This is a genomic window from Chryseobacterium hagamense (assembly GCF_007991455.1).
Classification (GTDB): domain Bacteria; phylum Bacteroidota; class Bacteroidia; order Flavobacteriales; family Weeksellaceae; genus Chryseobacterium; species Chryseobacterium hagamense.
In genome coordinates, this window is record NZ_BJYJ01000006.1 from 43,365 (window position 1) to 57,837 (window position 14,473).

Sequence of the window (14,473 nt, forward strand, 5' to 3'; positions counted from 1 at the left end):
CCCATGGTTCTATCATCTTAAACTTAAAAATTACAAATTTCGTATATCTGATTTCAAAACAGGCCCCTGCCTAAAAAAAAAACCGCCTCAAAATGAAACGGTTTCAGATTTATAAAAATTTCAGCCTTATGCCAGAACTTCTTTTACTTTGTTGGCAGCTTCTTCTAAAGTAATTGCTGAATGTACAGGAAGACCTGATTCATCAATTAGTTTTTTAGCTTCCACTGCGTTGGTTCCCTGAAGTCTTACGATCAACGGAACCGGAAGACTGCCCATTGCTTTGTAAGCATCCACAACTCCCTGTGCTACCCTGTCGCATCTTACGATACCACCGAAGATATTGATCAGGATTGCCTTTACGTTCGGATCTCTTAAGATGATTCCGAAAGCCGTCTGTACCCTCTGTGCATCTGCAGTTCCACCTACGTCCAGGAAGTTGGCCGGGTTACCGCCTGACAATTTGATGATGTCCATCGTTGCCATGGCAAGACCGGCACCGTTTACCATACAGGCTACGTTACCGTCAAGCTTCACGAAGTTAAGACCTGCCTCCCCTGCTTCTACATCCATCGGATCTTCCTCTCTCGTATCTCTAAGCTCAGCAAGATCTTTGTGACGGAACAATGAGTTGTCGTCCAGGGTTACTTTGGCATCTACTGCGATAATCTTGTTATCGGAAGTCTTCAATACCGGGTTGATCTCAAAAAGAGAAGCATCGATTCCCGTGTAGGCGTTATATAAAGACGTAATGAACTTTGTAAATTCTTTGAAAGCATTCCCTTCAAGACCCAGGTTGAAAGCGATTTTTCTGGCCTGGAATCCCTGAAGCCCTAAAGTAGGGTCGATGATTTCCTTATGGATCAGGTGCGGCGTTACTTCAGCCACATGCTCGATATCCATTCCTCCTTCGGTAGAATAGACTACGGTGTTTTTATTTTCAGCCCGGTCTAACAGGATAGAAACATAGAATTCCTTTGTTTCAGATTCTCCCGGATAATATACATCCTCTGCAACCAAAACAGAATTTACTTTTTTACCCTCAGCAGAAGTCTGCGGCGTGATCAGCTGCATTCCGATGATGTTCTGAGCGTTTTCTCTAAGCTTATCCAAATTTGGAGAGAACTTTACACCGCCTCCTTTACCACGGCCTCCTGCATGGATCTGAGCTTTTACCACCCAACCCTGAGCGCCGGTTTCAGCCGTCAGTTTTTCAGCAGCCGCTACAGCTTCGTCTACGTTGTTTGCTACGAAACCGCGTTGGATAGCTACTCCATACTTTGATAAAATCTCTTTTGATTGATACTCGTGAAGATTCATATTATTTTTATTATTTTATTTTAATAGTTAAAGGTTGACAAATTTAATAAAAATGAACAAGGTTAAAAAGAAATTTGTGGAACTTTTAACGGAATGGAAAAGTCAGCTGATTTTCTGATCCTTATTTTTCCGTACTTAGGACCTGGCAGTAAGCATTCCGTTAAAATAAGTCTACTAATTCTAATCTGATTTTAATGGCATTCTAATTTCATGATGTGGTATTATGGATTTCATCATCTATCTTTGTATATAACTGGCCATAAAACATATGTTTTATATGTGGCTGATGCACCAAACACAATATTGATTATTAATCATATAAAATCAGGACATATAGCAATGCCCTGAACAGGTATATCACATAATTTATTATCAATAAAATGGCGGCAACAGCAAATGAATATGGAATAAAACTCCTGAAGTACATCACCAAAGAGAAAAAAGATGTTACCAATATTTATTTTTACGCAATCCTCAACGGGCTGGTCTCCCTGAGTATTCCTCTGGGAATTCAGTCCATCATCAGTTTTGTGATGGGGGCAACGATGGTAACTTCTATTTACCTCCTGATTTTCTTTGTGGTGCTCGGTACTTTTTTCGTCGGGCACTTCCGACTGAAGGTTTTACAGATCATTGAGAAAATCCAGCAGAAAATTTTTGTTGAATTTTCCGTTGCTTTTACCGAAAAGCTGCCTAAAACAGACCTTTCGTCATCCAGAAAATATTACTTGCCTGAACTGGTTAACCGTTTTTTTGATGTGCAGAATCTTCAGAAAGGGATCTCTAAGATCCTTCTTGAAATCCCGACCGCCCTTATCCAGATTGTTTTCGGGATCCTGCTCCTTTCCTTTTATCATGTATGGTTTCTGGCATTCGGAGGACTGGTGGTACTTTCCGTTGCGGTGATCTTCAGATACACTATGGAAAGCGGGATCAAATCAAGCATTGAGGAAAGTGATAAAAAATACGATACCGCAGCCTGGATCGAAGATATTGCCGGTTCCGTAAAAACGTTCAAAATGCATTCTGAGAATGAGACGCACCTCCAGGGAACCGATGAGCGCGTATTGGAATACCTTGATCACCGGACTTCCCACTTTAAGGTGCTGATGTTCCAGTACAAGACTATTATTGCATTTAAGGTGATTATCACCCTGGTCATGCTTGTAATCGGGACTTACCTGATGCTGGATCAGCAGCTGAACATCGGGGCCTTTATTGCTACGGAAATCGTGGTGCTCAGCATTATGGCTGCCGTGGAAAAGCTGATCGTAAGCCTGGAAAGCTATTATGACCTGATTGCCTCCTATGCAAAACTGACGAAAGTGACTGAGCTGAAAGAAGAAACGGACGGTGATATCGAGCTTTCTCAGAAACCTTACGGTACGGAGGTGGAATTCAAGGACGTTAATTTTGGATTTCAGGATGCCCATCCGATTCTTAATGATCTGAATTTTAAAATACAGCCCAATACCCTCAATGTGATTACCGGAGATACCGGAGCCGGGAAATCCCTTCTGCTGAATATGATGGCGGGATTTTATGAACCGGTCTCAGGAGCCATTCTTTTTGATAAGATTCCGCTGAAAAATTTAAATAAACCGCTTTTCCGGTCACAGGTCGGATTGTATCTTGAAAACATGAAAGTGATCCAGGGGACGGTCCAGGAAAACATCCTGCTGGGAAATTCCAGGAGCGATACCGAAAACATCCTGCAGGTTTCCGAAAAAATAGGCATCGAAAATATTTCTCATCTTTTCAGCAACGGTTTTTATACCGATATCAGCGAAACGGATTCTGAGATTACCTTCAGTTCCAGAAAAAAAATCCTGCTGCTCCGCACCCTGCTGGGCGAGAAGAGACTGATCCTTCTGGAAAACCCGATGGCCGGAATGCCGGAAGAATTTCAGCAAAAGCTGCTTCAGTACCTGCATGAAGTTAAGATAAGAGCTACCGTTGTTATCGTTTCTTCAGACCGGCACCTTATTGCCGGCGCAGACCGGCATCTTCATCTTGATAACGGCACCTTAAGAATTATCCCCTAAAATTCAAACAAAATGAAACTGAAATCATTCGATAAAATATACCGCATCCATAAAAAATCCAGGGTCAAAAGGTGGTTCTTCTTCATCCTTCTGGCGGGCATCATTACCCTGTTTCTTCCATGGACACAGAACATCAAAATAAAAGGAAACGTAAGCTCCCTTTATCAGGAACAGCGGCCCCAGCAGCTGAATTCACCGATTCCCGGAAGAATCATTAAGTGGAATGTGAAAAACGGGGATTACGTAAAAAAAGGCGATACTTTGCTGCAGCTGTCCGAGATTAAAGACGACTACCTGGACCCGCTTCTGGTGCAGCGAACCGAGGAACAGGTGCAGGCAAAACAGGGCGTCAGGGATTATTACGAAGCCAAAGTGGGAACGGCAAAAAACCAGCTGCAGGCCTTAAATGCCTCAAGGGAACTCAAACTGAACCAGCTGAAAATTAAAATAAGCCAGCTCAACAATAAGCTCACCGGGGAAGAAGCGGAACTCGAAGCTGCTAAAAACGAGCTGAAACTTTCGGAAGATCAGTTTGCCAGACAGAAAAAAATGTATGATGAAGGGCTGGTTTCACTGACGCAGTTTCAGCAGCGGAGCATTTCCTACCAGAATGCCGTTGCCAAGAAGACCGCCACTGAAAATAAAGTGGCACAGACCCGCCAGGAAATCGTCAACACGCAGATCGAGCAGAATTCCGTCATTCAGGATTATACCGAAAAACTGAGCAAAACTGAAGGGGAACGTTTCCAGAGTATGGGACAGATTGAAGGAAGCGACGGCGATATTGCCAAACTTCAGAATCAGGTTGCCAACTACAAAGCCAGACAGGGTTTGTACTTCATTCTTGCGTCCCAGGACGGGCAGATTGTCCAGCTGAATAAAGCCGGTATCGGGGAAGTCCTGAAAGACGGAGAGAATATCGGGACCATTGTTCCCACAACGGTTGACTATGCCGTGGAAATCTACATCAAGCCGGTGGATCTTCCGCTGGTAAAGGAAGGGCAGCGTGTCATGTGTATTTTCGACGGTTTCCCGGCCATTGTATTTTCCGGATGGCCCGATTCCAGCTACGGAACCTTTGCCGGCAAAGTGGTTGCGGTAGAGAGCAACATCAGTCCGAACGGGCTCTTCAAAGCCCTGGTGATCGAGGATAAAAACGAGAAGAAATGGCCGCCGAAAATAAAGATGGGAACCGGCGTACAGGGAATCGCCATCCTGAACGATGTACCGATCTGGTACGAGCTATGGCGGAATATCAATGGCTTCCCGCCGGATTATTATGAAGTAACGAACACAAAATCAGCAAAAGATGAAAAAAGCAAATAAGGTACTTTTTGTTTTGATTTTTCTGCTTTTCCAGTCCGGTTTTGCACAGGATTCCCTTAAAATATCTGCCAATGAATTTATTTCGGTGGTGAAGAGCTATCATCCCTTAGCCTTAAAATACCGCCTCCAGAATAAAATGGCGGAAGCTGAAATCACCAGGGCAAGGGGAAATTTCGATCCTGTTCTGGCCGGAAAGCTCGGGGAAAAGAATATCGGCGGAACCCGGTACTACGAACAGAGAAATGCAGCCCTGGAGATTCCCACCTGGTATGGAGTTGAAGTTACCGGAAGCTACAACTACCTGGATGGTGAAAAGCTGGACCCAAGTGATACCAGAGGCGGGCTCTACCAGTTTGGGGTCACCGTTCCCCTGGCCAAAAACCTGCTCTACGACAAAAGACGGGCGCTGCTGGACCAGGCAAAATTTGCACAGAAAATGACGGAAGCGGAACAGGCGGTCTTAACCAACGATCTGCTGCTGGAAGCGGAAAATACTTATTGGGAATGGGTGCAGAATTATGAGGTGTATAAACTGAAATCGGAAATCGTAAACATCAACAGAGAACGTTTAAAGCTGACCAAAAAAACTTTCGAATATGGGGAAAAGCCGGCTATCGATACGGTAGAAGCCCTTTCCCAGCTGCAGAGCTTTGAACTTCAGCAGCAGGACGCATTCCTGAACTTTGTGAAAAGCACCCGGCAGCTCCAGCTGTTCCTGTGGAAAGAAAACCGGCAGTTTTACGAATTATCTCAGATGATCTATCCTGCTGATGGCCTTTCGCGTCATCCTGCCTATTCCGATTTTGAATTCTTAATCGATGATGTAGAATCCAGGCAGATCAATACCCATTTTTCTGTTTTATACTACCGCCAGAAGCAGAATATCCTGGAAAGCGAAAGGCGGCTGAAATGGCAGAGCTTCCTCCCCAAAATCGATTTTACCTATAATTTTTTCAACAAGGAAAATTACAGGGCCGACTATCTGCCGCTGTTTGACAATAACTTTCAATACGGGCTGAAACTGGAAATCCCCGTTTTCCAGCGGGAAGCCCGGGCCAATTACCAGATGGCGAAAATTAAGCTGATGCAGAATGAACTGGATACGGACGTTAAAAGAAGGGAACTGAATGTAAAGATCGAGACTTATAAAAGCGAAATCCTGAATTATCATACCCAGATCAGCTTATCGGAAAACAACCTTCAGAACTACCGCAGACTGCTGTATGCCGAAGAAACCCGATACAGCAACGGGGAAAGCTCCCTTTTTCTGATCAACTCGAGGGAAAATAAAGTCATTGAAGCCCAGGAAAAATTTATCTCCATCCGTACAAAATTCCTGAAAAGCTTCAATAAGCTGAAATGGATGAGGGAAAATTTCCTCTATAATACAGCAAATCCAGAATAGGAATCAGGTAAATATGCCGGAAGAGGGAAGCCGGATGCCGGAAGTTCCTATTGTAAAAACAGGATCAAAGGGATGGATCATAAAACGGAATCATTGCATTTTATAAAAAAGTTCAGGGAGAGCCTGAACTTTTTTAGTTTTATTCCTCCGACAGCTGATGAGACTGCGAACCGATAAACGGAATTTTAGGAGCAAGGAAATAACCTGTTAAACTTGCAAAAAGGATCGGTACGAAATAAGTGAATCCCGTTAAGGTTCCGAGAATGATCGTTGTACTCATCGGCGTTCTGGTGACACAGGCATTGATGGCTGCCATACAGCTCACAACAGCCAGCGTTGTATCAATCGTCGGAAACAGCTGATGGATGATCAGTCCTAAAGTCGTTCCCACAAAAAAAAGCGGAATGATGAAACCGCCTCTCCACCCCGAAGTTACCGTAACCGCTATGGCAATAATTTTAAAGATCAGGACAACAATCAGAAATTTCAGGGCATAATCCCCGTTGATCAGCTGATTGATTTCGTTATGCCCGAAATACCGCGTAATGGGAAAGTAAAAAGCGATTATGCCTAAAACGAGGCCGCCGGTTAAGGTTTTAATATAAATCGGAAATGTCCTGTATTCGAAAATTTTCCTGAAAAATTTAACTACAAAAATAAAGATCCATCCGAATAAGGTTCCTACAATGCCGAATAAGGTAGCATATAAAAAATCGTATACGCCGGTGTAATGATAGGCTTTGAGGTCCCACATTGCTCCGATTCCCAGGTGGATGATCAGGGCAAACATCAGGTAACTGAAGCAGCTCGCCACCAATGCAGGGATGATGGCTTTGTAATATTCCACCGCATGCTTGTGGTGCAGGATCTCCAGTGAGAACAGGCTTCCTCCGAGCGGCGCCCCGAATAATGCGGTAAATCCGGAAGCCATGCCGGCAATGCTTAAGGAACGCAGCTCCTCCCCTTTCAGTCTGAAAATTTTCCCCAGCCAGGTTCCTGTAGAACCGGTGACCTGTACCAAAGGTGCTTCCGGCCCCAGGCTTCCGCCGGATGCCACACAGAAAAGCGACGACAGGATCATCGAAGGATTGTTTTTAGGCTCCAGCTTTCCTTTGTTGAACCGGATGTTGTTTACAATCAGATGGATTTCTCCCGGGTCACCGATAAAGTGGATCACCAGCCCGGCCAGCAGCCCGCTGATGGCCATGACGGGAATTACCATCCAGCCCTTGAACTCCGCTAAAAACTCAGTGAAGTGCTCCAGAACAATCCAGTAACCGCCGGCAATAATCCCGCCGACCAATCCGGTGATGGCCCACATAAAAAAAGTTCGGCTGAATACAAACGGGTTGAACCGGATCGGCTGATCCAGCAAATTCAGGGTTCTGATAATCCTCCGTTTTCTGTTGATTCTCATTTTAATTTAAATTTAGATTACCATCATCATTTGTTTTAACCGATACCCCACTGTAAAAGTTGCAAAAAGCCTTTCAGCACATGAGTCACATCAGATTTTTAGTTTCCTGCCGGGCGCATATTTTAGAGCACATCAGAAAAAATCAAAGATTTTTATACGCCGCACAGCTGCTCCGGTGGCTGAGCGAAGCCGAAGCCATACCGTCATGCGTGGAATCTGTATTCTAAAATATTTTCAAACTATTTAAAATCTCTTTGTGACTCATGGGTCAGCACTGCATCTTCGTCCTTAAAAATCCGATCAATCTTCAGAAAATTAATCTTCCGGATCAGTACTGAACCTTTGAAGACTAAATCCTGTTTTTAGCAAAGTAAAAAATCAGCATCAGCCAGCTTATGATCATCAGCAATCCGCCCAGCGGGGTAACCGGTCCTAAAAATTTCAGGTTCATCCCAAAATAATCCTGCATGCTTAAACCGTAGATGCTGAATGAAAACAGTAGGGTTCCGGCAATCATCAGGATGGAAATCCATTTTTGGGAAGACGTATCGAATTTTAAGATATAGCCGACGATCATTAAGAAGAAGGCGGCATACATCTGATATCGTACGCCCGTTTCAAAGCTCTCCAGCCGTTCCAGCGATAAAATCTTCTTTAAAGCGTGCGCGCCGAATGCACCCAGAATCACGGAAAGCATTCCGTAAGCGGCACCAAAAACCAAAGTAATTGTTTTCATATTATTTAAATTTATTGCCTAATCCTCTTTAAAGCTCCCGTCTTCGTTAAATAATTTATGTATTTCACAAACAGGATTGCCAGGATTTTTCATATCAAAATCTCCTAGTTTAGCAGCATTCGAGATTGCTGTCGATAGTTTAGGTTTTAAGGTAGAATAAATATCCGAATTATTCTTCTTATAGAATTTCTCAGTTTTTTCGTAAGCCGGGAATTCTTTTTTTAAATCCTTACCTATTTCATCACAATCTTTGTAATTCTTTTTAGAATATTTGAAATGAAGATATAACCAATACTCAAAACAAGTATTAACAACTAATATCTTTACGTTCTCAATTGAAGCTAATTCCTTATAATACCTTACAAATTCTAAACTCCGTTTTTCTTCTCCCTTTTTACATTCCTTAGTTTCTCTATCTATTACATCATAGTCTACAATCCAAAAAACTCTGTCAAAAGTTTTGGCCAATTCTTTTACATATTCGTATTGCTTTGCAAGAGTAGCTTTTTTTAATAATTGAGGCTGGATATTGATTGTAAGTTGCTCTTTGTCTTTTAATAATTGAAAATACCATTTTTCACAATCGCCGTCCCCTACAATTGCGTAAGTTTTTTTTCCTCTGCTAAAAAATGATTTTCTATTCTTCATCTTCCAAATCAATATAGTAATCCCCAAGATTTGGTACACCTCCTAACTTTCCGGATTTATAAGCGTTAAAAACATTAGAAGTATCTCTGACCACGGATGAATCAAAATCTGCTAATGAGTATAACTCTGTTGCAGAATCTCCATTTTTATCAGTAAACCAAATAGCATCGTCCCGGAACAAATCCCGGTTATTAAGAATCTCTCTGTTGTGCGTCGTAGCTATTAATTGAGATTCCTTTTTTCCATTCACCAAATATGTTAGAAGAAAATGGTGAAATAAATCAGGATGAAGAGATGATTCAAGTTCATCAATTGGCATAATGAATCCATTGAACTCAATTAGCATGCTCAACAAACTTGAATACCCTAAATACCTTTGAGTTCCTTTTGATTCATTATTTACACTTAGCGAATATTTTTTACCATTTACATTATGTGTCAAAATAACTTCTCTTACGGTTGCTTTATCTTTTAATTCCTCTACTACATCATTTCCGTATTTTTTTGCAAAAAAACTTATTGTATCGTCATCTAAGTCTTCAGATTCTATATTTAAATCTAAATCGACAATATTCAAATCAGCTTTTTTCAGAATATCTAATATGAATGATTTCTTTATATTTTGTTTCTCCAATAATCTTGTGACAAGATCTTCTGTTTTTTTACTATCAGCTGGTAAATTTAATAAAGTTTTAAACCATTCTGAGACTTGCTTAAGTTCAAAATTATCTAAATTTGCTTTTTGAAACCCTCCCAAAACAGTATTATTCCAAAGAGTGAAAATTTCTAAATTATCATTTAATGTTTTTCTTTTAGAAATTTTACCTCCAAATCTTATTCTTGTTAATTCCTTTTTTTCATCCGTTATTCTTCCGAATACTAATGCTTTGTTCGGATTAAAATTATACAAGTTTTCATTGATGATAGAATTTTTATTTAATTCAACATCATATAAATATCTGATTCCGCTCTTTATAAATTCTAATTCGAATCTGGTGTTTTGGTTTGGTGTATCTTCATCAAAAAGGAAGGGTTCGAAATTAAACGTCTCTGTTTTTTTACTAAAAGGATTTGTACAGATTTCTCTTAAAAAGTCTAAAGCTTTTAAAATCGTAGTCTTACCAGAAGCATTGGCACCATAAATAAGAGCCAGTTTATTAAGTCTTAAACCTTTTATTGGCTCAATAATATAATAATCTTCTAGATGATCAGATTTATTGGCCAAAAAAGATAAAGTTTGCTTTTCTTTTATAGAACCAAAATTTTCTACACTGAAATTAATTATCATTTTTTATCTTATTTTTTGTAAATCGTTTACAAAATTAAACTAAAAAAAAGGATTAAAGCTTTTATTAATGAAAAGTAAAGTTAAAAAACAGCCTTTTTCAAATTTATTATAATTCTTCTAATTCCAGTTTTAAATTTTTTCCTGTCTTCTGATCCTGCCAGGTCCCGGTAATTTTATTTCCTTTCAGATCTGCTTCTATCAAAGCGGTCACCATCCATTGATTGGCTTCTTCGCTATATTCACTGCTTTCTACCAGGGAAATGTGGCTGCCTTTTATTTTTCCGTGCCACCCGATGATCTTTTTATTCTTATCGTACCAGTATTTTGCGGAAAAAGAGCCGTCTTCATTTACATTTCCCATCAGAACCGTTACCGGATATTTTCCGTCAATTCTTCCGTGGTATAATTTATTGCTGAAGCCGGTCTGATCGGTCTGCCGGGCACCGGACCATATATTTTTAGCATAAAGGCTCCAGTATTTTTCCAGTTCTTTATAGGTAAAATCAACTTCATGGGTATCCAGTTCGTCCAATGCCCGCATGGCGTGATTGGAACAGCGTTCGGCAATGAATTTTATTTTGTCTTTTGTAAAATAATATTGAATGCTGCCCAAAGTGTAATCCGTAAAACAATCTTCGTAGATGGCCATCTGATCTTTCATTTCTTTAGAAGAATCTTTCTGCGACTTCAGATCTTTCAGAAAATCATCAATCTCTTTCCGGACTTTTTTACGGATCATGCCTTCTATCGTTTTAACTGCATCAGGCTGGAAAAGATCTTTGGCATTGATCAGGTTTCCGGTTCTCAGATCAAAATTTTTCCAGATTTCAAAGCCTTCGGGATAAGCCCCTGAAGCTTCACCATCCAAAGCAATACTCAAAATATTTTCAGGCGCCGGCAGCTTTTCCCAATTATAAAAATAGACATAGTTGGAATAAGAAGTTTTGCCTGAAGATACCCGTTCAGAAGGATTTCCTGCCGATCCGGGAATGTATTCCAACTGATCCACCTGCAGATACCTATTGATTTTCTCTGCTGCTTTCGGATTTTGAGGATAAGAAACGAACGGAAAAACAAAGTCTTCGGATCTGGGCGGCAGATCGGTAATCTTTACATTTTGCTGCTGGCTGAAACCCAGTCCGGAAATGAGTAAAAACAACAGCGTTTTCTTTAAAACGGACCCACTCCGTACTTTCCGGCCCGCAGAAACCACCCGATGAAAAACCCCGGGAAAAAGATTACTTATTCTCACTGAACATATACATTTTAAATACCAGGGCCACCAGCCCGATAGTCATAAACATCCACGCAAATTTTTTACTGCCTGCAAACCCGGGATCTTTAGTCAGCTGCAGAAAAATTCCGAAAACCAACATCAAAGCGGATAGGATAATTCCGAACATTATTGACCCCTTAACCGGTTAAACTCATGGATCACCTCATGGTGGCTCACCGTCTTATCCTTGAAATACGTCACAAAATGCTGCTTTTCCTCTTCGGTAGCCCCCATCTGGTTCAGGATATTCAACAGGTGCATTTTCATGTGCCCTTTCTGAATTCCGGTAGTGACGAGTGAACGGATCGCCCCGAAATTCTGGGCCAGCCCGGAAACGGCCAGGATGCTCATCAGTTCCTGCGCAGAAGGTTTCCCCAAAAGTGCCAGCGAGAATTTAACCAACGGGTGAAGATTTGTTAAACCGCCCACCACTCCTACGGAAATCGGAAGGTCGATCCAGAATCTGAAAATCCCGTTATCGGTGGTACAGTGGGTCAGAGAAGAATATTTCCCGTTTCTTGCAGCATAGGCATGGGCACAGGCTTCCGTAGCCCGGAAGTCGTTTCCGGTCGCGATGACTACGGCGTCTACTCCGTTCATGATCCCTTTGTTGTGGGTCGTTGCACGGAAAGGCTCGATTTCAGCAATGGTAACCGCCTGTTTGAATTTCCAGGCGAATTCTTCATTGGAAATCCCGCTGTCATCTTTAAGATCCTCAATTTTACAGGAGACCTCAGCCCTTACCAGGCAGTCCGGCGTAAAATTGGAAAGAATATTCATGACGATCTGCAAAGAGTTTTTTTCTTCCTGGCTGAAATCCTCACTTATGGCTACTTCCTGCTTTAAAGTTTTACCGAACTGTTCCAGGCACGAATTGATAAAATTGGCCCCCATTGAATCTACCGTATCGAAGCTCGCTTTCAGCTGGTAGTAATTCTGCATTTCGGCCGTTTTATCAACCAGTTTAATATCTAAGATTCCACCACCGCGTTTTCTCATATTGGCAGTAATGTCTTCCGTTGCTTCAAGTAATTTTTTCTTTAAATTAAAATTAAAAAAGTGAAGCAGTTTGTGGGATTCCACATTGAAGATAAAATGGGTATGCCCCAGTTTTTCATTGTTGATGATCGTCGTTTTGAAACCGCCTTTATCCAGCCAGAATTTAGCGGCCTTTGAAGCGGCTGCCACTACCGAGCTTTCTTCCACCGCCATCGGAAGCGCGAAAAGTTTCCCGTCGATCAGGAAATTCGGGGCAATTCCGTAAGGCATATAGAAATTGGAAATCGTGTTTTCGGAAAACTCGTCGTGGAGCTTCTGAAGATCCGGATTTTCATTCCAGTACTGCTGTAATATTTTCCGGTATTCTACATTTCCTTCAAGGTATTCGTTAACGAGCCAATCGGTTTTCCCCTCTTTTGTTAATTTGGAAAAACCTTCAACGGGTTTATGGTTCATAAGTGATGGGTTTATTTCTTTGATATCATTGATCAAATCTGATCCTGCTGATTTCATCCATTATTTGATGAGCGTAAATATACTAATTTTGTCACTTTAAACTGTTGATAACATCAATCAAAAAAGGTTGATTTTTATCAATTTTGGAGTTATATTTGAAAAGTAAATAAGATCCAAAACAATTATTTTCAATACGATATATGAATTTTGACCGCCTGAAAGAAAAACTTGAAATCCTTGCCGATGCAGCGAAGTATGATGTTTCATGCTCGTCCAGCGGAGGGTCACGGAAAAATAAAAAAGGTGCTTTGGGAGACAGCTCTGCCAGCGGGATCTGCCACACCTATACCGAAGACGGGCGGTGTGTTTCCCTTCTTAAAATTCTACTTACGAATCATTGTATTTATGATTGTGCCTACTGTGTTTCCCGAAGCTCGAACGATATTAAAAGAGCAGCTTTTACCATAGAGGAAGTGGTGGATCTCACCATCAACTTTTACCGGAGGAATTATATTGAAGGCCTGTTTTTGAGTTCAGGGATCTTTAAAAATGCAGATACGACGATGGAACGCCTGGTACGTGTTGCCAAAAAACTGCGTCTGGAAGAAAATTTCAACGGATATATCCATTTGAAATCGATTCCGGGAGCGAGTGATGAACTGATGCAGGAAGCAGCCCTGTATGCAGACCGGCTATCCATCAATCTGGAAATTCCGACGGAAAGCGGACTGAAACTCTTGGCTCCTGAAAAAAACCGACAGGATATGCTCAATCCGATGAAGTACATCCAGAACGGGATTGCCCAGTATAAAGATGAAAAGAAAATCTTCAGGAAAACCCCGAAGTTTGCACCGGCCGGCCAGTCTACCCAGATGATTGTGGGTGCTACCAATGAAAACGATCTGCAGATCATTAAAGTGGCCGATCATTTTTATAAGAATTTCAGCCTGAAAAGGGTATATTATTCAGGATACGTTCCGGTATTGGAAGATAAAAGGCTCCCCTCTTTAACCACTGAGGTTCCAATGCTGCGGGAGAACCGTCTGTACCAGTCGGATTGGCTGATGCGGTTTTACGGTTTTAAAGCTGAAGAAATCCTGGATCCGGGTATGCCGTTCCTCGATCTGGAAATAGACCCGAAGCTGAGCTGGGCATTGCGTCACCTTGAGCAGTTTCCGGTGAATTTACAGACCGCCGATTACCAGATGATCCTGAGGATTCCCGGAATCGGTGTAAAGACGGCAAAAAAAATTGTAAGCGCCAGACGTTTCCAGGTATTGAACATAGACCACCTTAAAAAACTTGGGGCGGCGGTCAACCGGGCAAAGTATTTTATCGATTTTAATGCAGGCAATGTATTCCTGAAATATTTAACCGATAACAATTTAAAGAAACTGCTGATCGGCGGAAGTTCTTCCAAGTTCCACAACCAGTTTTCCCAGCAGCTGACTTTGTTTTAGAAAAATTTAATTTAGCAATGAATATCTTATTTGTCATTTCGTAAAATCCCAACATCATATAAGATTGGATGTCTGGATTCCTGCGAAACGATAAATAAAA

12 protein-coding genes are annotated in these 14,473 nt (G+C 41.5%); 4 read left to right on the top strand and 8 right to left on the bottom strand.

All coding sequences use genetic code 11. From position 1 onward, the window contains the following. Nucleotides 1-126: 126 nt before the first annotated feature. Nucleotides 127-1,317 (bottom strand): ADP-forming succinate--CoA ligase subunit beta, encoded by a 1,191-nt coding sequence (sucC, locus tag CHA01nite_RS08510; RefSeq protein WP_146940891.1) that lies wholly within the window; start codon nt 1,315-1,317, stop codon nt 127-129. A 380-nt stretch (nt 1,318-1,697) separates the two neighbouring features. Here sucC and CHA01nite_RS08515 point away from each other — a divergent pair, with 380 nt between their 5' ends. Genes CHA01nite_RS08515 through CHA01nite_RS08525 form a run of 3 tightly spaced genes read left to right on the top strand, consistent with a single transcriptional unit; the run spans nt 1,698 to nt 6,093 of the window. Beyond that, nucleotides 1,698-3,362 carry a peptidase domain-containing ABC transporter gene (locus tag CHA01nite_RS08515; protein ID WP_146940892.1) on the top strand — a complete coding sequence of 555 codons (1,665 nt, stop codon included), beginning with the start codon at nt 1,698-1,700 and terminating at the stop codon, nt 3,360-3,362. A 12-nt stretch (nt 3,363-3,374) separates the two neighbouring features. Continuing rightward, on the top strand, nt 3,375-4,688 hold the full coding sequence (locus CHA01nite_RS08520) for an HlyD family secretion protein (protein WP_146940893.1): 1,314 nt from the start codon (nt 3,375-3,377) through the stop codon (nt 4,686-4,688). After that, nucleotides 4,672-6,093: a TolC family protein gene (locus CHA01nite_RS08525; RefSeq protein ID WP_146940894.1), complete on the top strand. Its 1,422-nt coding sequence runs from the start codon at nt 4,672-4,674 to the stop codon at nt 6,091-6,093. Before CHA01nite_RS08520 ends, CHA01nite_RS08525 begins: the two co-directional genes overlap by 17 nt. Before the next feature lie 139 nt (nt 6,094-6,232). Here the strand turns inward: CHA01nite_RS08525 and CHA01nite_RS08530 are convergent, their stop codons facing one another. The 7 genes from CHA01nite_RS08530 to CHA01nite_RS08555 form a co-directional block, all read right to left on the bottom strand. Next, nucleotides 6,233-7,510: a chloride channel protein gene (locus tag CHA01nite_RS08530; RefSeq protein ID WP_146940895.1), complete on the bottom strand. Its 1,278-nt coding sequence runs from the start codon at nt 7,508-7,510 to the stop codon at nt 6,233-6,235. A 349-nt stretch (nt 7,511-7,859) separates the two neighbouring features. Continuing rightward, nucleotides 7,860-8,246 carry a DUF423 domain-containing protein gene (locus CHA01nite_RS08535; RefSeq protein ID WP_146940896.1) on the bottom strand — a complete coding sequence of 129 codons (387 nt, stop codon included), beginning with the start codon at nt 8,244-8,246 and terminating at the stop codon, nt 7,860-7,862. Between the two features lie 18 nt (nt 8,247-8,264). Beyond that, nucleotides 8,265-8,894 carry an RloB family protein gene (locus tag CHA01nite_RS08540; RefSeq protein WP_146940897.1) on the bottom strand — a complete coding sequence of 210 codons (630 nt, stop codon included), beginning with the start codon at nt 8,892-8,894 and terminating at the stop codon, nt 8,265-8,267. Then, on the bottom strand, nt 8,884-10,182 hold the full coding sequence (locus tag CHA01nite_RS08545; protein WP_146940898.1) for an AAA family ATPase: 1,299 nt from the start codon (nt 10,180-10,182) through the stop codon (nt 8,884-8,886). Before CHA01nite_RS08545 ends, CHA01nite_RS08540 begins: the two co-directional genes overlap by 11 nt. Nucleotides 10,183-10,288: 106 nt before the next feature. Beyond that, nucleotides 10,289-11,434: a hypothetical protein gene (locus CHA01nite_RS08550; protein ID WP_228458374.1), complete on the bottom strand. Its 1,146-nt coding sequence runs from the start codon at nt 11,432-11,434 to the stop codon at nt 10,289-10,291. Further along, nucleotides 11,421-11,585: a hypothetical protein gene (locus CHA01nite_RS20480; RefSeq protein ID WP_170234704.1), complete on the bottom strand. Its 165-nt coding sequence runs from the start codon at nt 11,583-11,585 to the stop codon at nt 11,421-11,423. Before CHA01nite_RS20480 ends, CHA01nite_RS08550 begins: the two co-directional genes overlap by 14 nt. Then, complete coding sequence (locus CHA01nite_RS08555; RefSeq protein WP_146940899.1) at nt 11,585-12,913, bottom strand: hydroxymethylglutaryl-CoA reductase, degradative; 1,329 nt, start codon at nt 12,911-12,913, stop codon at nt 11,585-11,587. The genes CHA01nite_RS20480 and CHA01nite_RS08555 overlap by 1 nt, the downstream gene beginning before the upstream one ends. A 200-nt stretch (nt 12,914-13,113) precedes the next feature. Here CHA01nite_RS08555 and CHA01nite_RS08560 point away from each other — a divergent pair, with 200 nt between their 5' ends. Next, nucleotides 13,114-14,373 (top strand): putative DNA modification/repair radical SAM protein, encoded by a 1,260-nt coding sequence (locus tag CHA01nite_RS08560; protein WP_146940900.1) that lies wholly within the window; start codon nt 13,114-13,116, stop codon nt 14,371-14,373. Nucleotides 14,374-14,473: the final 100 nt, after the last annotated feature.